Annotated in this window: 20 protein-coding genes; 10 read left to right on the forward strand and 10 right to left on the reverse strand. The window is 60.4% G+C overall.

The window, feature by feature from the left end; all coding sequences use genetic code 11:
* The first annotated feature begins 37 nt into the window (after nucleotides 1-37).
* Nucleotides 38-283 (forward strand): hypothetical protein, encoded by a 246-nt coding sequence (locus ACZM8Y_RS00980; RefSeq protein WP_487479837.1) that lies wholly within the window; start codon nucleotides 38-40, stop codon nucleotides 281-283.
* A gap of 211 nt (nucleotides 284-494) precedes the next feature.
* Here the strand turns inward: ACZM8Y_RS00980 and ACZM8Y_RS00985 are convergent, their stop codons facing one another.
* The 4 genes from ACZM8Y_RS00985 to ACZM8Y_RS01000 all read right to left on the reverse strand — a co-directional run bounded on the left by ACZM8Y_RS00985 (nucleotide 495) and on the right by ACZM8Y_RS01000 (nucleotide 4383).
* Nucleotides 495-1853, reverse strand: coding sequence for an MATE family efflux transporter (locus tag ACZM8Y_RS00985; RefSeq protein WP_302551559.1), 1359 nt, complete (start codon nucleotides 1851-1853; stop codon nucleotides 495-497).
* A gap of 143 nt (nucleotides 1854-1996) precedes the next feature.
* Nucleotides 1997-2620, reverse strand: a complete 624-nt coding sequence (locus ACZM8Y_RS00990) for a TetR/AcrR family transcriptional regulator (protein WP_482330502.1) — start codon at nucleotides 2618-2620, stop codon at nucleotides 1997-1999.
* Nucleotides 2621-2722: 102 nt separating this feature from the next.
* On the reverse strand, nucleotides 2723-3133 hold the full coding sequence (locus ACZM8Y_RS00995; RefSeq protein WP_482330503.1) for a hypothetical protein: 411 nt from the start codon (nucleotides 3131-3133) through the stop codon (nucleotides 2723-2725).
* A 347-nt stretch (nucleotides 3134-3480) separates the two neighbouring features.
* Nucleotides 3481-4383 (reverse strand): AraC family transcriptional regulator, encoded by a 903-nt coding sequence (locus ACZM8Y_RS01000; RefSeq protein ID WP_482330504.1) that lies wholly within the window; start codon nucleotides 4381-4383, stop codon nucleotides 3481-3483.
* Between the two features lie 374 nt (nucleotides 4384-4757).
* Between ACZM8Y_RS01000 and ACZM8Y_RS01005 the strand changes: the two genes are divergently transcribed.
* Both ACZM8Y_RS01005 and ACZM8Y_RS01010 read left to right on the forward strand, forming a co-directional pair.
* A complete protein-coding gene (locus ACZM8Y_RS01005) occupies nucleotides 4758-5516 on the forward strand; it encodes a carboxymuconolactone decarboxylase family protein (protein ID WP_337431637.1) in 759 nt (252 codons plus the stop codon).
* Nucleotides 5517-5662: 146 nt separating this feature from the next.
* Nucleotides 5663-6796, forward strand: a complete 1134-nt coding sequence (locus tag ACZM8Y_RS01010) for a DUF362 domain-containing protein (protein WP_302551563.1) — start codon at nucleotides 5663-5665, stop codon at nucleotides 6794-6796.
* On the opposite strand, the gene ACZM8Y_RS01015 is transcribed toward ACZM8Y_RS01010, so the two are convergent.
* Nucleotides 6786-6917 (reverse strand): hypothetical protein, encoded by a 132-nt coding sequence (locus tag ACZM8Y_RS01015; RefSeq protein ID WP_302551564.1) that lies wholly within the window; start codon nucleotides 6915-6917, stop codon nucleotides 6786-6788. The two genes, ACZM8Y_RS01010 and ACZM8Y_RS01015, sit on opposite strands and share 11 nt — an antisense overlap.
* Before the next feature lie 365 nt (nucleotides 6918-7282).
* Between ACZM8Y_RS01015 and larB the strand changes: the two genes are divergently transcribed.
* The 5 genes from larB to ACZM8Y_RS01040 are packed head-to-tail and all read left to right on the forward strand — an operon-like array spanning nucleotide 7283 to nucleotide 10113.
* Nucleotides 7283-7936, forward strand: coding sequence for a nickel pincer cofactor biosynthesis protein LarB (larB, locus tag ACZM8Y_RS01020; protein ID WP_489501497.1), 654 nt, complete (start codon nucleotides 7283-7285; stop codon nucleotides 7934-7936).
* Nucleotides 7933-8775, forward strand: a complete 843-nt coding sequence (larC, locus tag ACZM8Y_RS01025) for a nickel pincer cofactor biosynthesis protein LarC (protein ID WP_482330508.1) — start codon at nucleotides 7933-7935, stop codon at nucleotides 8773-8775. The genes larB and larC overlap by 4 nt, the downstream gene beginning before the upstream one ends.
* Nucleotides 8776-8833: 58 nt before the next feature.
* Complete coding sequence (locus ACZM8Y_RS01030; RefSeq protein ID WP_302551567.1) at nucleotides 8834-9673, forward strand: adenine nucleotide alpha-hydrolase family protein; 840 nt, start codon at nucleotides 8834-8836, stop codon at nucleotides 9671-9673.
* Nucleotides 9674-9701: 28 nt separating this feature from the next.
* Nucleotides 9702-9893, forward strand: a complete 192-nt coding sequence (locus ACZM8Y_RS01035; protein ID WP_489501499.1) for a hypothetical protein — start codon at nucleotides 9702-9704, stop codon at nucleotides 9891-9893.
* A gap of 28 nt (nucleotides 9894-9921) precedes the next feature.
* Entirely contained in the window at nucleotides 9922-10113 is a 192-nt protein-coding gene (locus ACZM8Y_RS01040; protein ID WP_482330463.1) for a hypothetical protein, read from the forward strand.
* 534 nt (nucleotides 10114-10647) lie between these two features.
* Here ACZM8Y_RS01040 and ACZM8Y_RS01045 read toward each other — a convergent pair.
* The 5 genes from ACZM8Y_RS01045 to ACZM8Y_RS01065 form a co-directional block, all read right to left on the reverse strand.
* Nucleotides 10648-12288, reverse strand: coding sequence for an amidohydrolase (locus ACZM8Y_RS01045; RefSeq protein WP_482330464.1), 1641 nt, complete (start codon nucleotides 12286-12288; stop codon nucleotides 10648-10650).
* 26 nt (nucleotides 12289-12314) lie between these two features.
* Nucleotides 12315-13805 (reverse strand): tripartite tricarboxylate transporter permease, encoded by a 1491-nt coding sequence (locus tag ACZM8Y_RS01050; protein ID WP_302553075.1) that lies wholly within the window; start codon nucleotides 13803-13805, stop codon nucleotides 12315-12317.
* Between the two features lie 15 nt (nucleotides 13806-13820).
* Nucleotides 13821-14300, reverse strand: a complete 480-nt coding sequence (locus tag ACZM8Y_RS01055; protein ID WP_302553074.1) for a tripartite tricarboxylate transporter TctB family protein — start codon at nucleotides 14298-14300, stop codon at nucleotides 13821-13823.
* A 62-nt stretch (nucleotides 14301-14362) separates the two neighbouring features.
* Nucleotides 14363-15361: a tripartite tricarboxylate transporter substrate binding protein gene (locus tag ACZM8Y_RS01060; protein WP_308770449.1), complete on the reverse strand. Its 999-nt coding sequence runs from the start codon at nucleotides 15359-15361 to the stop codon at nucleotides 14363-14365.
* 462 nt (nucleotides 15362-15823) lie between these two features.
* Nucleotides 15824-17848: a sigma 54-interacting transcriptional regulator gene (locus ACZM8Y_RS01065; RefSeq protein WP_487479872.1), complete on the reverse strand. Its 2025-nt coding sequence runs from the start codon at nucleotides 17846-17848 to the stop codon at nucleotides 15824-15826.
* Between the two features lie 132 nt (nucleotides 17849-17980).
* Between ACZM8Y_RS01065 and ACZM8Y_RS01070 the strand changes: the two genes are divergently transcribed.
* Both ACZM8Y_RS01070 and ACZM8Y_RS01075 read left to right on the forward strand, forming a co-directional pair.
* Nucleotides 17981-19015, forward strand: a complete 1035-nt coding sequence (locus ACZM8Y_RS01070) for an ABC transporter substrate-binding protein (RefSeq protein ID WP_482330466.1) — start codon at nucleotides 17981-17983, stop codon at nucleotides 19013-19015.
* A 495-nt stretch (nucleotides 19016-19510) separates the two neighbouring features.
* Nucleotides 19511-19930 carry a PaaI family thioesterase gene (locus ACZM8Y_RS01075; protein ID WP_302553070.1) on the forward strand — a complete coding sequence of 140 codons (420 nt, stop codon included), beginning with the start codon at nucleotides 19511-19513 and terminating at the stop codon, nucleotides 19928-19930.
* Nucleotides 19931-20108 lie beyond the last annotated feature (178 nt).

Genomic DNA, 20108 nt, shown 5'->3' on the forward strand with positions numbered 1-20108 from the left:
GCCCTGTTCGAGTGTGTGGTTGCTTCATCTCCACAGCATGGTGAAAATACGGCCTTTTTCTCCGGCTTTCCCCTTGGCGGACTTTATGGCTGAGGCATTTTTCCGGTTATTCCATTGGAATTTCAAGGAAAAAGGCATCAGCCATTTTCTATGGCACAGCCTTTCCTTTTATCGGGGCCAGCCTTCTTCGGAATCTGAACCACCGGCGGGCAGGCTCCACTATTCTCTGTGGTTGGATGATTTGGAAGCCCAATCAGGTGGAGGCGTACATGGTGATATGTGAAAGCCGGGTGTGTCCAGACAGTCCTGTCCTCTCTGAGGGCGGACTGAGTCGGCAGCGTTTCCTTTTTTATAACCTATGGGAGGCGAGGCGTTGCGGCGGGGCAGGGGGCGTCATGAAACGAATGAACGGCATCAATTCGTTTTTTCCATGCCTTAAGCGTGATGCCCGAAAGCCCCTCCCACATGCGTTTCTTATGTATAAGGATGTACCGTCAGGCGGTTTTGAGCATGGATTTGAAATTCCAAATAAAAATCGTAAAGACGATGGCAGAGCCCAAAACGTCGGCAATGCATTCCGCATAGAGCAGGCCGTCAGTCCCGTAGCCGAACCGGGGGAGGATGAAGCAGAGCGGAAGCAGGATGACGAGTTTGCGCATCATGGCTCCGATGAGGGAGAGCTTGGTGCGCCCCAGCGCCATGAACGTCCGCTGGCAGGCATAGAGGATGCCGATGAACATCATGCCCCCGAAGTATATGCGTATGGCGGGGATGGTGATTTCGATGAGCCGCTGGGAATCGGTGAACGGCATGATGAAGGTCTTGGGGAAGAGCATGATGAGCCAGCTTGCAATGGTGGTAAAGCCGAAAGAAAAGGCCAGAATGAGGAAGAAGACCTTTTTTACGCGTTCGGGTTTGCCCGCGCCGAAGTTATAGCTCATGATGGGCACGGCGCCTTGGCACAAGCCGTCCACAGGGAGGCGCAGAAGCTGCTCGATGCTGAACATGACGGTCAAGGTGCCGACATAATAGTCGTTGCCGTACTGCTGCATCCCGGCGTTCATGACCAAGGGGACGAAGCAGTCCGTCACTTGGACGAAGAACGGGGAAAGGCCGAGCAGGATGACGGGCACAAGCTCCTTGAAGTTCAGCCGCAGGTATTGCCTGCGGAAACGCAAAATCGTGCGCTTGCCGAAGAAGAAGGCGAAGATCCAGACGGCGCTGACGGCTTGGCTGCAAATCGTGGCGAGGGCCGCGCCCTTGCAGCCCATATCGAGGCCGTAAATAAAAATGGGATCAAGGATAATGTTGAGGATCGCCCCGATGAGGACGGTCATCATGCTCGTCTTGGCAAAGCCTTGGCAGGAAATATAGTAGTTCAGGCCCAGCGAGAGCTGTACAGCCGGAGTACCGAGCAGGTAGAGCGAAAAATAGTCGACCGCGTACCCGATGGTCTGTTCGCTCGCCCCGAACATGAGCAGCATCGGGCGCATGGCCCAAAAGCACAACACGGTGAGCACGAGCGACATGACGAGGAGGAATACGCAGGCGCTGCCGAGGATGCGCTCGGCTTTTGCGTTGTCGCCGCGTCCCATGGCGATGGAGGCGAGCGGCGCGCCGCCCATGCCCGCGAGGAAGGAGAAGGACGAGATGATCAGGATGATGGGGAAGGCGACGCCGAGCCCGGCAAGCGCCAGCGGGCCGACCTCAGGTATCCTGCCGACGAAAATGCGGTCAACGATGTTGTAGCAGAGGTTGACGATCTGCGCCAAAATGCTCGGTATGGCGAAGCGTAAAAGAAGCCTGCCGAGGGGCTTTGTCGCCAGTTCGCCGGCGGTGTCCGCGTGATCCATGAGGCATCTCCTTTGAAGCGTTGCCGGCGGCGGGGCGCCGGGCTGTGCGAGCGGCCGGATACAGGCAAAAGACGAAGACCCCGGCGTTTTTGACGGACGCCGGAAACTGTTCGGCCGCTTGCCGATTCATGGGGGCGGTAGGCTTATCCCGTTAGCCGGGAAAAGAAATTGTCGATAAAGATGTCGACGGGTTTGATGTCCAATTCCAGATTGGCCCTCTGCAAGGCCCCTTCCCAGCCGTACCAGAAGAAGGCCGCCGTAGAGAAACAGTCGAGTTCCGGGGAGATTTCTCCGTCCTCTTGGGCGCGACTGAGGCCGCGCGCGAAAACATCCTGCCACTCCGCGAAGGCGGCGGAAAGCTGCTCGCGGAAGTTTTCCGGCAGCGTGTTGACCTCCTGCGCCAGCTTTCCGATCAGGCAGCCGGAACGGCAGCCGGTCCGCGCCATCTCGTCCCGCACTCCGCCGACGAAAGCCCGGAGGCCGTCCAGCGGGGATAGGGACGGGTCGCAGAGGCAGCGTTCCAGCTTTTGTGTGATGGAGAGCCTGTAGCGGTCTATGAGTTCCGCGCCGAACCCTTCCTTTGTCTTAAAATAATAGTAGAAAGAACACCTTGAAATGCCCGTGCGCTGCAATATCTCGTCGACCCCCACTGCGGAATAGCCTTTTTCCGTCAGCACTTCCGTCCCGACGTGAACCAGCATTTCCCGGGTCAGCAGTTTGTCGCCGCGCTGTTTGGGCGGGCGGCCACGGCCTTTGGCGTCTTGCATGTGGTTTTGCATGGATGATTTTTAGACTGTTCTGTCTATAAAAGCAATAACGGAAGGAAATATTTCCCTAAAAAGTATGTATCCATATGTATAATAAAGAAGTTATCCCCCTATGCCCCATGCGGATTGAACCGGGAGGCCGCCGCCGGAAAGGTCAAGCACCGTGGCATAAGCCGTCAGTGAACCGGGAGGGCCGCCTGCCGCCGGAAAGAAACGCCTCTGCGCAGCCAATGCAGATCCCCTCAGGGCGAGGGGGAGGCGCCATACCCGTAAAAAAGCCCCTTCCGGGCGTTTCGGAAGGGGCTTTTTACTTGGCCTGTCATAGAAAATGGTTGATGCTTTTTCCTTGAAGTTCCAAAGGAATAACCAGCAAAATGTTTTAGCCAAGGATTCCGCCAAGGGGAAAACTGGATAAAAAGTCTGTATTTTTACCGTATTGTGAAGATGAAACAACCTCATTCTGACAGAGCCTTTTCCTTTTGGCTGTGTTAAGGTTTCCGGCTGATACAGCAATCAGAGGTCGTTCATCTGCCCCTGTTTCAGCGGAACATTCGCTGCCGTGAAGGCGGACGCACTTCCAGCGCGGTGAAAGGCACCCTCCGGCAACGGCTGACGGCGCTTCGTCTCGCGCGGCTTCGCCGCTCTCGATTGCGCTTCGCGGGACATTTGGCCGCTCCTCGCCCCTCCATGCCGCATTGCCATGCGGCGGGGGATGTCCTCAAAGCTCGCTGGCGTCCGTGCCTCCGGCGGTTAAAGGAGCATACTTCTCTTTATCAACCGTAACCTTGAACGAAGCCTTACTTTTTGAGCGATCCACCCCTTGGCTATTCAGGGGGAAGGGGGGGCCTGTGCCGCCATGCTCAGCGCATCCTCATCACATCCCTGTGCGGCGGTTCGCCAAACAGCCGTTTATACTCCCGGCTGAACTGCGTAGGGCTCTCATAGCCGACAGCCAAGCCCGCGCCGGCGGCATCCTTGTTTTCCGTGAGCATGAGGCGCTTGGCTTCGTACAGGCGCAGCCGTTTGTGGAACTGCAGCGGGCTGAGCGTCGTCACCTCTTTAAAATGGCGGTGGAACGTGGAGGTGGCCATGTTTACCTTCTGAGCCAGCTTGTCGACTTGCAACGGTTCCCTATAGTTGTCGCGCAACCATGTGATGGCTTGGGCGATCTGATTGCTCTGGGTGCCGAGGGTGTTCAGCCGCCGCAGAAATTCTCCTTGGGGGCCGATGAGCAGGCGATAATGGATTTCGCGGATGATGAGCGGCCCCAGTATGGGGATCTGCTCCGGCTTTTCGAGGAGGGCGATGAGGCGCAGGAACGCATTCAGGATGTCGGGATCGACGTCCGCAACAGAGAGCCCCTTATAGGAACAGGTTCCGGCCGGGCAGGGCGGCGGGACTTCCGCCGCGAGCCGGGTGATCAGGTACTTGTCCAGATCAAGGCACAGTGCCAGAAAAGGCCGTTCCGGGCTGGCATCCGTGACGTAAAAGGAGCTCGGCATGTCCACCCCGGTCACGAGGCATTGGTTTTCGCCGTAGCAGTACTCCTCGGAACCCAGCATAGTCCGCTTGGAGCCCTGAATGATCACGCTGACGGAAGGCTTGGAGAAGCAGGTTTCAATCCTGTTGGCCTCATGCTGCCGCTTGATGACCAGCCCTTCGATGTCCATCGGATATTTCCCATGTTCGGGTGCCCACTGGAGCAATTTCTCTTTCAACAGGCCGGCTGTTCTCGCCGCCTCTCCATTTCCTGTTTCCATCATATGGCATAATCCTCTGGTTTTGCATGGAATAAAGGAAGCCCCTTTTCAGGCTTTCGTTTTTTGATATCATACTCCGGCCTTTTTGGGTAGCACGGCGAGAGAATCAGGCAAGAATAAGAGAGGATCGTATCTTCTGTTCTCCGTTAGGGAGCGTATGGTGCATCCATAGGGAAAGCAGGCCATGCCCGCAGCGTTTCCGGCTTCGGATTCGGGCCGCTTTCACCGTATTTCCATGAGGGAGGCCGCATATGCCCGCACACGAAAAAAGGAAAACCTTTTTGGGGCTTTTCGCCGCATTGTTTTGTCTGCTATTGTCCGGTGCGGCAACCGCGGCCCCTTCCCCTATGCAGCAAGTCCCAAACGGAGGCAAGAACATGAGCAGGGCCGCTTTAGCCGAAAGGAAACAGTTGGAGCGCTTCGGAAACGTCCGATCCCCTTTGGAGGCGACCGATCCGGATTTTGCCGAGATGCGGGATCGCCTCATCTGGGGCGAAGTCGCGTGGCACGGATCGCTCGACGCCAAAATGCAGGAGCTGATCACGCTGGTCGTCCTGACGGCGAGCCAGACCTTGGACGGCTTCGCCCCGCATGTGGGCGCGGCCTTGCAGGCCGGGGCGAAGCCTGAGGAAATCAAGGAAGCGATGTACCAGTGCGCTCCGTATATCGGGTTCCCCAAGACCGAAAAAGCGCTTCGGCTGGTCAATGAGGTCTTCAGGGAAAAGCGCATCCCGCTGCCCGTGGCCTCGCAGAAGACGGTAACGGAAGACGACCGCTTCACGCAGGGCGTCAGGGTGCAGAAGTCCATTTTCGGAGCGGCGATAGACGCCATGCACAAGGGCGCGCCGCAGAATCAGCGCCACCTCCTCCGCGACATGCTCTCGGCATTCTGCTTTGGGGACGTATATACGCGGAAGGGGCTGGATCTGCGGGCCCGTGAGCTCCTGACCTTCTGCATCATCAGTTCCTTGGGCGGGTGCGAGAGCCAGGTCAAGAGCCATGTGCAGGGCAACGTGAATGTGGGGAACACGAAAGAAAACCTGATCGACGCGCTGACGTGCTGCCTGCCGTATATCGGGTTCCCCCGGACCCTGAACGCGCTCGGGTGCGTCAACGCGGTCATCCCGGAAAAGTAGCGGGGCCAGCCCGCGTTCCCATCCGGGAGGCGTGGTTTCCTTACTGGGAATGTCCCGGTGTGCGTGGGGCTCATCCGTGAGCCGCGCACCGGGCGTTTTGGGTTCCGCCGTACCCGGCGGGGCCAGTTTGAAAACAAGGAGAAAGTATGTCTGTACCCGTTTATCTGGCAAAACTTGCTGTAAAAAATCCTTCCGATCACCGGCTCGCCAAGATCAAGCGGCTCTGCGACGCCGTGGGGCTTGCGGACAAGGTGAAGCCGCTCGGCACGGTCGGCGAGGATGAGGTCGTTGCCATCAAGCTGCACTTCGGCGAAGCGGGCAACGATACCTACCTGCATCCGACGTTCGTGCGGCAGGTCGTGGACTGCGTGAAGGCGGCGGGGGCCCGCCCGTTCCTGACGGATACCTGTACGCTCTACAAGTCCACCCGCCACAACGCCGTGGATCATCTGGAAACCGCGTATCGCCACGGCTTTACGCCCTATGTCGTGGACGCCCCGGTGATCATGGCCGACGGCGTGACCAGCAAATGCTACGAGGAAGTTCCCGTCAACCTGAAACATTTCGCTTCGGTCAAGATCGCGCAGGCGTTCCTTTCCGCCAACGCGATGGTCGTGCTGTCCCACTTCAAGGGGCACGCGATGGGCGGTTTCGGCGGCGCGATCAAGAACCTCGCCATGGGCTGCGCCCCGCAGGCCGGGAAAATCGATCAGCACGGCAGAAACGTCGTGATCTACCCGAAATGCATCGGCTGCGGGCAGTGCGTGCCGCTGTGCCCCAGAAACGCGCTCTCATTGGAAAAAGCCGAGAAAGGCCGCCATGCCGTCATCGACAAGGAGCGCTGCATCGGTTGTTACGAATGCGTAACGGCATGCAAGCAAGGGGCTATCGGCGTCGACACGCCCAACGAGTATGCCGATTTCGCCGAGCGCATGGCGGAATACGCCTATGGCGCGGTGAAGGGGAAGGAAGGCCGCATTTGTTACCTGAACTTCCTGCTTAACGTAACGCCGCAGTGTGACTGTGCCGGATGGTCGGAACCGGCGATTGTCCCGGATCTGGGTATCCTTGCTTCGGAGGACCCCGTGGCGCTGGACACGGCCTGTTTCGATCTGGTGAAGGAAGCGCATAGCCTCATTCCGCTGGGCGGGCACGGCGCGCATTCCTGCGGCTACGACAAGTTCTCGGCGCTGCACCCGAATACGCGGGGCTGGCACCAGATCGAGTATGCCGAATCCATCGGCATGGGTTCGCGGGATTATCAACTGATCACGGTGTAAGGCGCCGTTTGCGGGCGGTCAGGGCGCGGATACGTCCGGGCGCATGGCCGCCCGCGCTGGCGGGGCTTTCCCGGCCTTCACTCTGGCGGGAGACATTCGCCTTTTCGGTGATCTTTCTCAAGGTTCTGTTATAGCATGTGGTTGTTTCATCTCCACAGTGCGGTGAAAAATACAGCCTTTTTCTCCGGTTTTCCTCTCGGCGGAATACAGGGCTAAGGCCTTTTATCGGTTAATCCTTTGGAGCTTCAAGGAAAAAAGCATCAACCATTTTCTAGGGCACAGCCTTTCTAGTTTTCCCCTTGGCGGGATCCACGGCTAAGGCATTTTACCAGTTATCCCTTTGGAGTTTCAAGGAAAAAGCATCAACCATTTTCATAACACAGCCTTTCTAAAAACGTATTTTGAATTTCAGATAGTTAAGATACACCGTTCATTGCAAAAGCCTCTTGCATGGCGTTTCGGATTTTCCAAAAGATGGGCAAAGATATGGATCACGGCATTCTGTTTGATCACGCCCGGACTGCCCGGATCGGGCTGCCGGAAGCGGTATTTTGCGAAGGGAAGCCCTTCGAGGCGCTCGTGGAGCTGCTCTCCAGTTTTGGCAGGGGGTCGGGGCATCCTGTTCTGTTCACGCGGCTTTCCCCGGACGTATTCGATCGGGTTCCCGCCGAGATCCGCGCGGGGTATGACTACCATCCCCTGTCGTGTACCGCGTTCGGGGACGCGCTCCCTCCGAAAGGCAAGGGCAGGGTTGCGGTCATCTCCGCAGGCACGTCGGACGGCTTTGCGGCATGGGAGGCGGCGCGGACGCTGGCGTATCTGGGCATCGGGCACAAACTGTTTGAGGACTGCGGCGTTGCCGGGCTGTGGCGGCTCGCGGAGCGGCTGGAGGAGATCAACACCTTCGATGCCGTCATTGTGGTTGCCGGGCTCGACGCCGCACTGGTCAGCGTGATGGGCGGGCTTACGCCCAAGCCGATCTTCGGCGTGCCGACGTCCGTTGGGTACGGTGCGGCGCAGGGCGGACGGGCCGCGCTGGCGAGCATGCTCTCAAGCTGCGCTCCCGGCGTGGGGATCATGAATATCGACAACGGGTACGGCGCGGCCTGCGCCGCCGCAAGGGTGGTAAACGGATTATGAGCGAAGCGCACGCACACGGGGATCATGCCCGCCGCCATGAACACCATCATGGGCACGGCCATACGCATGAAACGGCCCACGGGGAGGGGCGGGATACAGGGCTGGGAGGCCGCATCCTGACCATCCGGTCACATTCCGGCCTGTCCGGGGACATGCTCCTTGCCGGGCTGTTGCGCATGACGGAACCCGACGAGGCGGAAACGGACAGGCTGCTTGCCGCCGTGCTCCCCGATCTGGCCGGAACCGTGCGCCTGAAGCGGCGTCAGGTGAACCGCATCGGCGGCTGGTTCGCGGAAGTGTCGCTTCCCCGCCAGCACGAGCACCGCACGCTTGAGGACATTCTCGGAATCATCGCCGGGAGCGGCATGGACGAAGGGCCAAAGCGCTTGGCCTCGGATACGTTCACGCTGCTGGCGGAGGCCGAAGCCGCCGTACACGGCATGAAGCCGGAGGCCGTCCATTTCCATGAGGTCGGCGCGCTGGACAGCATTCTGGACATTTGCATGGCCTGTACCCTGTTCACGCGGCTTTCGCCCGCGCGGTTTGTGGTCAGCCCCCTTCCCATTGCGGACGGGGAGGTCGTTTGCGCCCACGGCGTCATCCCCGTTCCGGCTCCTGCGGTGCTGGAACTGCTTGAAGGCATTCCCGTCCGCCCGTTCTCCGGCGAAGGCGAAACCGTGACGCCCACCGCCATCGCCCTCCTTCGCAGCCTTGGGGCGGCGTTCGGGCCGTGGCCCGCCATGCTGGTGGAAAAGCGGGCGCTGGTTTACGGTTCGCGTGTCTTCGCCAATGCGCCCAACGGGGCGATCTTCGCCTGCGGCACGGAACTTGACGGCTGATGCGCCGTATCGGTGACGGGGTTTTCGGTATTTTTGTCTTGCATGAGGGATTGCCGTGATGGATTCACGTATGGCCGCCGTGCCCCCGGATGAAGGCGCGCTCCTGTCGCGCCTTGAAAGCGTCCTCGGCGCTCTCGCGGCAGGGAACCGTTTTGCCTTGGCCTACTCAGGGGGGCTGGACAGCCGTTTTCTTGCCCATGCGGCCCGGCGGTTCGGCTTCGAGCCCGTGCTGCTGCACATCGTCGGGCCGCACATCCCGCCGGAGGAAACGGCCTATGCGCGGCGGTGGGCGGCCTCCCGGAACCTCCCCTATGAGGAGCTTCCCGCCGATCCATTGGATTTGCCTCTGGTGGCCTCCGGGGATCGCCGCCGTTGTTACGCGTGCAAGCGTAACTTGTTTTCCTTGCTGAAAGCTCGAACCGATCTTCCTCTGTGCGACGGTACGAACGCTTCCGATGCGGGGCAGTACCGCCCCGGCATACGGGCCGTCGAGGAGCTCGGCATCTTGTCCCCGCTGGCTTCCGCTGGCCTGGCCAAGGCTGACATCCATCGGTGCGCCGCGCTGACGGGGATGGAAGATCCGGCGCAGAAAGCCCGGCCTTGCCTGCTGACGCGGCTCCCGTACGGCATGAAGCCGGATCGCCCCCTGCTCGCGGGGCTTGCCGCCGGCGAGCGGGCCGTCCATGGGGCGTTCACCTCAGCGGGATTGCCTGAGCCGGATTTCCGCCTGCGCCTCGTCGATGCAGGGCGGCTGGAATTGCATGTCCTGCCTGATCCCGCCCTTGCCCCCGGCCTGTGCGTCGAACTGGCCCGCCGCATTGCCGAAGCCGCTCCACAGCTTCCGCCTCCCCGCGTGGTCAGGGTGGAAACGCTTTCCGGCTTTTTCGACAGGGCCTGAATTGTTGGCTGTGTCATAGAAAGTGGGATTGCCTGAGCCGGATTTCCGCCTGCGCCTCGTTGATGCGGGGCGGCTGGAATTGCATGTCCTGCCAGATCCCGCCCTTGCCCCCGGCTTGTGCGTCGAGCTGGCCCGCCGCATTGCCGAAGCCGCTCCACAGCTTCCGCCTCCCCGCGTGGTCAGGGTGGAAACGCTTTCCGGGGTTTTCGACAGAGCCTGAATTTTTGGTTGTGTCATAGAAAGCGGGATTGCCTGAGCCGGATTTCCGCCTGCGCCTCATCGATGCTGGGCGGCTGGAATTGCATGTCCTGCCTGATCCCGCCCTTGCCCCCGGCCTGTGCGTCGAGCTGGCCCACCGTATTGCCGAAGCTGCTCCACAGCTTCCGCCTCCCCGCGTGGTCAGGGTGGAAACGCTTTCCGGCTTTTTCGACAGGGCCTGAATTGTTGGCTGTGTCATAGAAAATGGTTGATGCTTTTTCCTTAAAGTTCCAAAGGAATAGCCAACAAAAGCCTTAGCCATAGATTCCGCCAATGGAAAACCAGATAAAAAAGCCGTATTTTTGCCGTACTGTAGTGATAAGACAACCAAATACTATGACAGGGCCTGAATTTTTTCCTGCCGTATTTTCAGAAGGCTGTGCCCTAGGTTGTGTCGTCGCTTGATATGTAAGTATTTGAAATAATTAAAAATAATATTTTGAGCTTGAAAAAGAGTTTAATAGTTTCAATCTGCGCTTCCTCAAAGGTGTTGAGGATGCCTTCAATGCCCGCGTCGCCGTTGCCGTGGATGGCGACCTGAGATTATATCTGATTGAAGAACGCCCGCTCGGATTGGCTGAGCGGGCGTTCTTCTGTGGAGGTCGGTTCCTTCGGCTGTCGCCCGGAGGAATGGGCGAACGGGGGGTGCCTTGGGAACCGCACGCCGGGCAGGGAAGAGGGAGCACCCTTTGCCCGGCGCGCCGGAAATGGGGAAATTACAGGGAACCGTAGACGAGCCGGTTGCCCACGAGGGTCGCCAGAACCGGGATGTCCCTGATGCGTTCGGGCGCGATTTCAAGCGGGTTTTCGCCGAGGATGACCATATCGGCGAGCTTGCCGGGTTCGAGGCTTCCCTTCATGCGTTCCTCATGGAACTGGTAGGCGCCCCAGATGGTGACGCTTTTCAGGGCGTCCAGCACGGAAACGGCCTGATCCCCGCCGAGCACCTTGCCGCTGCCGGTGAGCCGGTTGACCGCCGACCAGACGGAGAGCAGCGGGTCCATAGGCGTGACGGCGGTGTCGTTGTGGGAAGTGAAGGGGATGCCGCGTTTCAAGGCGCTCCGCAGCGGATCGATGCGGGATGCGCGGGCTTCCCCAAGGAAGATGTCCCGGTGGCGGTCGCCCCAGTAATAGGTGTGCACGGTGAAGAAGGACGGAACCACGCCGAGCCGTTCGATGCGGTCGAGCTGATCCTCGCGGACTGTCTGGCAATGGATGATGATGTGCCGCGCGTTGGCACGGGGATACGCCTTCTGCGCTTCCTCAAAGGCGTTGAGGATGTCTTCGATGCCCGCGTCGCCGTTGCCGTGGATGGCGACCTGCCAGCCCTTTTCGTGATAGCGGGTGACGATGTTGGCGAGTTCACGGGGGTTGTAGATGGGGTATCCGCGCCATGAGCCGTCGGAGATGGCGTCCGGCAGCGAATGGTAGGGGTTGCTCAGATAGCCGGTGTACCCTTGGAGGCTCCCATCCTGAAACAGTTTCACCGCGCCCATGCTGAGCAGGCCGTCCTTGGTCAGGGGCGTGCCGCATTTCACGGTGGGGGCCAGCGAGAAGTCGAACCAGCCGTGCTTGGGCAGCAGTTGGACGCGGTTTTTGAGCATCCCGCGCTTGTGGGCGGTCATGTAGTTCTTCCACATATCCGTGGTGACGCCGCCGTCGTGGGCCGTCGTCACGCCCTTGGCGACGTAGTCGTTGGTAGCCCGTTCCACGGCGCCGAGCCATTTTTCCTCGGTCATCTGCGGGGAGGCCGCCAGAACCATCTCCATCGCGGCGGGTTCCTCCACCAGCCCGGTGAGGTGTCCGTTCCCGTCATGCCGGAACACGCCGCCCGACGGGTTCAGCGTTTCATCCGTGATCCCGGCCGCCTCGAACGCCTTGCTGTTGCACAGGGCCAGATGCCCGGAGATGTGGCGCAGGAACAGCGGGTGATCCGGGGCCATCGCGTCCAGTTCGGCAAGCGTGAAATGCCGCGCTTCGGCAACGGCGGTGTCGTCATACCCCGCGCAGAGCAGCCATTCCCCGGCGGGCATTGCGGAAAGGGCCTCCCGCACCTTGCGGCGGATGTCGCCGTGCGTCCTGACGTCCCCGATGGGGTGGGAATTCACGTCAAGATAGTATTTGTTGTACATGCCCGCGCGCATAAAGTGGCTGTGGCAGTCGTAGAAGCCCGGCATCATGAACCGCCCGCCGAGATCGGTGATGCGGGTTTCCGGGCCTTGGAACGGGGCCATTTCAGTTTCCGATCCCACGGCAAGGATGGTTTCGCCGGATACGGCAAGGCAGGAAACGATGGAGCAGCGGGAATCCATCGTCAGGATGGCGCCGTTTTTGTAGATGTGGGTCGCTTGTTGCATGGCTGGCCTCATGAGGGGTTGCGGGATCAGGCTGCGCCGGCGGCGCGGTGCTTCTTCCATTCCTTCCAGAGCAGATTACACAGGATGAAGAGGCTGATGGCGAGGAACGCCGCGCAGACCGGACGGGTGAAGAACACGGAGAAATCCTGATTGGAGATGCTGAGCGCCCTGCGGAAGTTGGTTTCGATGATGCCGGAGAGGATCATGGCGAGGAGCAGGGGGGCGAGCGGGAAGCGCGCCTTGGTCATGATGTAGCCGAGCAGCCCGAAACCGGCCATGACGGCGAGGTCGAAGTTGGAGTTGTTCAGGGCGTAGCCGCCCACCACGCACAGGGTGGTGACGAGGGGCATCAGGATGCCGCCGGGGATGAGCACGATCTTGGCGAACAGGCGTACCGCATAATATCCCAGAAGCAGCATGAAGACGTTGGAGACGAACAGGGCGATGAAAATGCTGTAGACGAGCGTGCCTTGCTCCTGGAAGAGCAGCGGGCCGGGGGTCATGCCCTGGATCATGAGCGCGCCGAGCATGATCGCCGTGACCACGTCGCCGGGCACGCCGAGGGTCAGCAGGGGGATGAGCGCGCCGCCGGTGACGGCGTTGTTGGCGGATTCCGTGGCCGCGATGCCCTCAATGGAGCCCTTGCCGAAAAGTTCGGGGTGCTTTGAATGGCGCTTGGTTTCGCTGTAGGCCGCGAATGAGGCCGTGCCTGAACCCGTGGCCGGGACGATGCCGATGAACGTGCCGATGATCGAGCCGCGGAGCAGGGCGGCCCGGTTTGTCCAGATTTCGGAAAGGGGCATGCGCTTGCGCGAGATTTCGGCAGTGGAGAGCTTGCGGCCCATAAACACGTCTTCAACCGTGATCAGCACCTGCGACAGGGCGTACAGGCCCACGAGCGCCGGGACGAGGGATACGCCGTTGATGAGGTCGGGCGAGTCGAAGGTCATGCGCAGGTTGCCGGAAAGCGGATCCATGCCGATCATGGAAATGAGCATGCCGAGCAGCGCCGCGATGCAGCCCTTGAGCAGCGCGCCTTCGGACAGCGTCGCCACGATGGTCAGGCCGAAGATGCCGAGGGAGAAATATTCCGGGGCGCTGAAGTCGAGGGCGAAGTGGGCGAGCTGGGGGGCGACCGTGGCCAGCACAAGGCAGGAGAAAACGCCGCCGATGAAGGAGGCGATGGTGGTCATTTCGAGCGCCTTGAGCGATTCCCCGCGGGCGGTGAACTGCGGCCCTTCGAGCATGGTCGCGGCGGCGGCCGCCGTGCCCGGCGTGCCGACGAGGATGGCGGTGATGCTGCCCGCGTAGATCGCGCCGCAGTACATGCCGAGCAGGGAGGAAAAGGCGATGACGGGGGAGAAGCCGAAGGTCAGGGGGATGAGCAGGGCCACGCCCATGACGGCGGTGAGGCCGGGCAGCGCGCCGAAGACGATGCCGAGCGCCACGCCGATGAAGTTGGCGACGAGGGCTTCCAGACTACAGGCCGAACTGAGGGCTGTCATGAACATATCCATAGGGTACCGCCTTTTTTAGGGAAGGGGGACTTTAAAGAAGATGGCGAACACGGCATACAGGAAGGCTGATATCCCTGCGGAGATAAGAAGGATGTAGAAGGGATTGCGGTATCCGGTCAGCACCTGCGCCCCGGAGAGGAAAACCAGCGTGGAGATGACGAAGCCCGTGCCTTCGGGCCACTCGGCGTCGTAGGCGTATTCCCCAAGGAAAATGAACCCGATGACATAGATGAGGATCCACGCGGCCATCATTCCGATTTTGACGGCGAGCTTCCTTTCAGGCCAACAGGCCGCGCTTTCATCCTTGCCCAAGACCGCCCTTGCCACGAGGACAAGCGAGAGCAGGGCCAGGGCGATCGTGACGCCCGTCGGGAACGAACCCGCCGAAAAGAAGTCGAGCGCCGCAGGTTCCGGGATCAAGTGTATCTGGTATCCCATGACGCAGCAGAAGGCGAGCAGCGCCAAGCCGATAAAGAAATCCGTCTTGTTTTTCATGAAGCGACCCCTCGTCGTGAAAAGGAAGGGCGGGGCGCACCCGCGCTCCGCCCCGGTATCCGTTAGTCAAGCGACTTGCGCCCGGCCAGCACTTCGTCGGCGAGATCCGAGGACGACTGGATGAGCTCTCCGAATTCCTTGGCGGGGAGATACCCGGCATCAAGGCCGATCTTGTTGAACTTTTCGATGACGTCGGGGTCCTTCATGGCCTTTTCGATGAGGGGTTCGAGCGCGGCGATGCGATCGTCCTTGACCTTGCTGGACACGATGAGGCCATGCCACGCGCCGAGATCGATCCACTTTTCGTCCGCGGGGGTCATCTTGTCGGCGTACAGCTCGCGGAAGGTGGGCGTATTGGGGAGATCGGCGCGGCGTTCCTTGCGGGAGATGGCGATGACGTTGAAGTCGCCGGAGTTGGCATAAGGCAGGATGTTGGCCGGAACCTGGAAACCGGCGGTGATGTGCTTGCCGAGCAGGGCGGTGCTCACTTCATGGCCGCTGGTATAGGCGGTGTGGCGGATCTTGAAGTCGCCGTGGAAGCGGTCGGTCAGCTTGGTCATGTACAGACGCTGCGTGGAGATGGAACCGGTGGTTCCGTAGACGGTTCCGTCAGGATCCTTTTCGGCGGTCTGGAGGAATTTTTCCCACGTGTCGATGCCGGAGCTCTTGTGGGTGCTCAGCACGCATTCCATGCTGGCGATGTGGGCGACGGGCTTGATGTTCTTGAGGGTATAGCCCACGTTGGTCAGCTTGGGGGTGGTGGCGAGGGCGCTGAAGCCGGGGAAGGCGAGGGTGTAGCCGTCGGGACGGGCGCGGAGCATTTCGTTGATGCCGATGGCCTGTGCGCCGCCGGGCTTGTTCACGACGTTGATGGTGATGTTGTAGTGCTGCTGGAAGTAGTCGGCGAGGATGCGGGCCGCGATGTCCACGCCCCCTCCGGGGCCGAAGGGCACGATGATGTTGATGGGCTTGTCGTACGGGTATTCGGCCCGGGCATCCGTGTTGCCGCCGATGAACAGGGAACAGGCGATGAGCAACGAGGCGATGATGCTTTTCTTCATGGCAACTCCATCCTTCTGATTGTGTAGGGGGGCATGGGCAGCGGGCTGCCCCTTCCAGCGCGCCGACGGCATCGTGCCGAAAGGCTTTTAGGATGATTATATCAAGAAATATGCCAGCCCATTTGAAGGGGAATCGCCGTTTAAAGGTAGACGGAAAGGAAAGGCTCTGTTATGGTTTGCGGTTGTTTTATATCCGCAATACTATGAAAATACAGCCTTTTTCTCATGTTTTCCCCTTGGCGGGATCCATGGATAAGGCATTTTGCTTGTGGGGCTTCTTTCCGGGCTCCTCGGCGTCGGCGTGAGCCACGGCTAAGGCATTTTGCCGGTTATCCCTTTGGAGCTTCCGGGAAAAAAGCATCGACCATTTTCCATAACACAGCCAAAGGAAAAAGGGCGGCATCATCCGTAACAAAAGCGTTACGCGATACCACCCTTGTTGTCTTTTTTGTATCAATATTGTTACTCGGTGCGTTCCTCCGTATTCGCTTCCGCAATGCCTTGGAGCTTGCGCCACAACGTCATCCGGCTGATGCCGAGGATATGGGCCGCCTTGCCCATATCCCCCCCGCACCGGGCGACGGCCTTATCAAATTCTGCCGCAAGAGAATCTATGGCCATATCCCCCCCGCACCGGGCGACGGCCTGACGGATGAACCGGGCCTCTTCCCGCGCCATATGGCTCCTGAGGGTGGGGGGCGGCGAATCGGGCTCTTCGGCGGGGCCCGGCGTCATGGGGCGATCCTCAAGGGGCGGATCTTCCCATAGGGACAAAAGCAATTGTTCCCAGTCGGTTACTTCGGCCATGTGGTTGGCGACGATGGCCATGCGCTCCATGAGGCTGAGCAGCTCGCGGATGTTGCCGGGCCAAGGATGGCGCAGCAGGGGCCGCTCAAGCTGGGAAACGAGCAGGCTTTCCGCCGGAGGCTCGTCGAGGAGTCCCCTCAGATGGGAAACGGCGAGATCCACAATGTCTTCAAGGCGTTCCCGTAGCGGCGGGAGGCGCAGGGAAAGGACGTTGAGGCGGTAAAAGAGGTCTGCCCGGAACCGTTCCTGAGCCACGAGCTGGCGGAGATCCTGATGGGTGGCGCACAGGACGCGCACGTCGAGGGGGATCACCTGCGTCCCGCCCACGCGGACAAGCTCCCGCTCCTGAAGCACGCGCAGCAGCCGCCCCTGAAGGGTGAGCGGCAAATCCCCGATTTCGTCGAGGAACAGGGTTCCGGTGTGGGCGAGCTCGAACATGCCCGCCTTGCCCTGCCGCCTCGCGCCGGTAAACGCGCCTTCCTCATAGCCGAAAAGCTCGCTTTCCAGCAGCCCTTCGGGGATGGCGGCACAGTTCACGGCCACGAAAGGCTTGTCCTTGCGCAGGCTGGCGGCGTGGATGCTCTGGGCGAACAGCTCCTTGCCCGTGCCGGATTCCCCGCAGATGAGCAGGTTGGCGTCCGTGGAGGCGTAGAGTACGCCAAGTTCTTTGAGATGCCGCACGTGCGGGGAGCGGGTACGGATGTCCCCAAACGAGTAGCGCGTGGTAAACCCTTTTGATTTGAGTTTGTTGCGGAGCTTCGCCTCCGCTTTGTAGATGCGCCGAGCGTCGGAGATGGAGCAGACCGTCCCCACGTTCTGCCCTTGGAAAAGGATGGGCACGCGGTTGATGACGAGGGTGTTCCCCCGGATGTCATGGACGCGCCCGTGCTCCGCCTTGTCGCCCGCCAGCGTATCAGGGGAAAAGACGCCGGGCATGACGGTTCGGATATGTTTGCCGAGGGCTTCTTTTTTCGCACAGTTGAGGAGGGATTCCGCCGATGGGGTGATCAGGTTCACCTCGCCCTGCGCATCGTACACCACGATCCCCTCGTCAATGGCGTCGAGGATGGCGCCGAAGCGTGCGGTGCGCTTGCGCTCGGCCCGGTGTGCGCGGGCGACGTTGACCGCTTCGAGGAGCGTCCGCCTGGCGGATATTTCTCCGTCGATGATCTCAAGCGTGGGGAACCCCGCTGCGGTGGCCCATTGGCACACGAGCGTCCCGCGCGCGACGAAAAGCTCCACGTCGGCGGGGTTCAACTGGATGAGCCTGAGGTGCATCTCGTTTTTGGAGCCGTAGAGGTGTTCCGTAATGCGCATCCCAAGGGCTTTTTCCACGCTGGAAAGGCCGGGCAGCGGGGTGGAATAGCGGAAGAACGCGACGTTGCGGACATGCCCCGCATAGGGCTGGAGCGCCTGCAGGAGATCCCATGCGGAGAAGTCGATGGGCACGACGGGGATGGAGGAATGTTGTTTGGCGACGTCCACGGTCACGCCGCGGCTGAGGACGACGTCGCAGGTATCCGGGGAGAGGCGTTCCGCCGCTTCGATGGCATCGTCGAAGGCCAGATCGATGAATTTGATGCGGCAGCGCAGATCCTTGGCGACCTGTCTGAAAACCCGTGCATCAAGGCCCTTGTAGGGCGCGATAACCGTCATTTGGAATTCATACTGTGGGAGCATGTACTTTCCCCGTGCGGCCTGCCGCTGTTCCCCGGCGTCGGGGAATGAAGGAACAGGAACGCTTTTTGCTTACGGACGGGCAGCATCCGGGCCGGGGCCCGGTTTACAACATTCAACCCAAAGGAACCTATTATGCGATTCAAGACACTGTTTGCAGTATGCGCGCTTTTCGGCAGCCTGTTTCAGTCGTCGCCCTCCTTGTCCGAAACCCTCCGTACGGCATGGCTCGGCGAGCACGAGGCGTTTCTGACATGGTACGCAAAGGAAAAAGGCTGGGACAAGGAAGCCGGATTGGACATCGTCATGCTTCGGTTCGATTCCGGCAAGAGCCTCATCGAAAACGTCAGGGCCTATGACTGGGCCATTGCCGGTTGCGGGGCCGTCCCCGCCATGCAGGCCACCATGAGCGATCAGGTGGAAGTGATTGCCATCGCCAACGACGAATCTTCGGCCAACATGATTCTGACCCGCCCCGAAAGCCCCATCCTTGTGGAGAAGGGATTCAATCCCGATTTTCCGAATGTCTTCGGGACGCCCGAATCCGTCAAGGGCAAGCTCATCCTGTGCCCCAAAAAAACATCGGCCCGCTACCTGCTCGACAAATGGCTCGCCGCGCTTGGGCTTGAGGAGAAGGACGTCAAGATCGAGGAACTGGAACCGACGCCCGCCCTCGGCGCGTTCAAGAGCGGGTATGGCGACATCCTCGCCGTCTGGTCGCCGTTCACCCGCGAAGCCGAGGCGCTTGGGTTCAAGGCTGCGGCGCGTTCACAGGATTGCGGCGCGACGCAGCCCGTGCTCCTCGTGGCGGATCGCGCGTTCACGGAAAAGAACCCGGATGCCGTGCGTGCGTTTTTGAAAGTGTACCTGCGGGTTGTGGATGAGATCAAGGCACAGGGCCCGGAAACGTTGGCTCCCGCCTATGTCCGCTTTGCGGAGGCATGGATGGGCAAAAAGTTTTCCGAGGCCGACGCCGTTGCCGAACTGCGGGATCACCCCGTATTTTCGCTGGAAGAACAACTTGTTCTGTTCGGGGAAGATGGGAAAAGCCCGTTGAAGGCATGGCTGGCCGAGATCGCTGCCTTTTCCGAGAAGATGAACCCGGACACGGCGCACCACCACGCCACGCCTGAGGCCGTTACGGGCAGTTTCCTCAGGTCGCTCAAGTAGGCGGCAAGAGGATATTTGCCTTTTCGATGGTTTTATAAAAAATCATTTTAAATTTCATATGGTTGAATACAAACTTTATTGAAAGCGCGAATGTTTCGCGGCAAGGCGTGGAGGCCCCTGCGGGGGCTTCCAACGCGGCGTTTGCAGCACCCACATCCCTTTTCATCCGGGAATGAGGGGAAAGGCGGCCAACCGTGCGGAATTCCTGATTCCTCCCGGCGAGGCATTGCTGGCCGGAATAGCCGCACAAGAAGGCTTCCCTCCGATGCTGGCGGGAGGCCTTTTTGCGTGGCGTTTTCCCCTTTGGGGAGGGGCGCGCCGTCCCTGGGGCGGGGCAGGAAGCAAATGAAGGGGGCGCGCGGGGCTGGCGTTTTCAAAGAAAAAATGTTCGTATGCTGACGGTTGCGGATGCGCCCGGAGAGGCGAGCCGCAGCCCTGCGAACAACGCTTTCCGGCGCCCCGCGAAGGCCGCCGCACACGCATCAGGAGGGCAGGATGCCGTCTTACGAAGAAGTCCGTTACCATTTCAACCATTATGATCCGTTCGCCCGGCACATGGGGATTGAGCTCCTCGAAGTCGGGCCTGAGCATGGCGTGGCGATCATGCCGCTGGACGAGCGCCACCGCAACGGCATGGGCCACGCGCACGGCGGGGCCATTTTTGCGCTGGTGGACATGACGTTCGCCACGGTTTCCAACGCCGCCGGGCTTTACTGCGTCAACGCCCAGACGAACATTTCCTATCTCGAACCGGGGCGCATCGGCCCCCTGCGCGGCGAAGCCCGCAAGATCCGTTCGGGCAGGAATCTGGGGACCTATGACGTCCGCATCACCGATTCGGACGGGACGCTGGTCGCCGTCGCCACCGTCACCGGGTTTATGACCAAATACCCCATTCAGCCGAAAGACGCGTAGCGCCGCATGGCGTGCGCCGGAAATGGAACAGCCCGTTCCCGATAGGCGGGACGGGTTTTGTCGTATCCGGCCCCAGGAAATGGAAAAGGCGGGGGATGCCCCGCCTTTTTCGGCTGTATGGAAAGAAACCTTCCCGTTAGAGCGTTTTCACGTTGAAAATACTCTTCCGGTTGCGGGG

The sequence above is a fragment of the Bilophila sp. genome, from assembly GCF_057864385.1.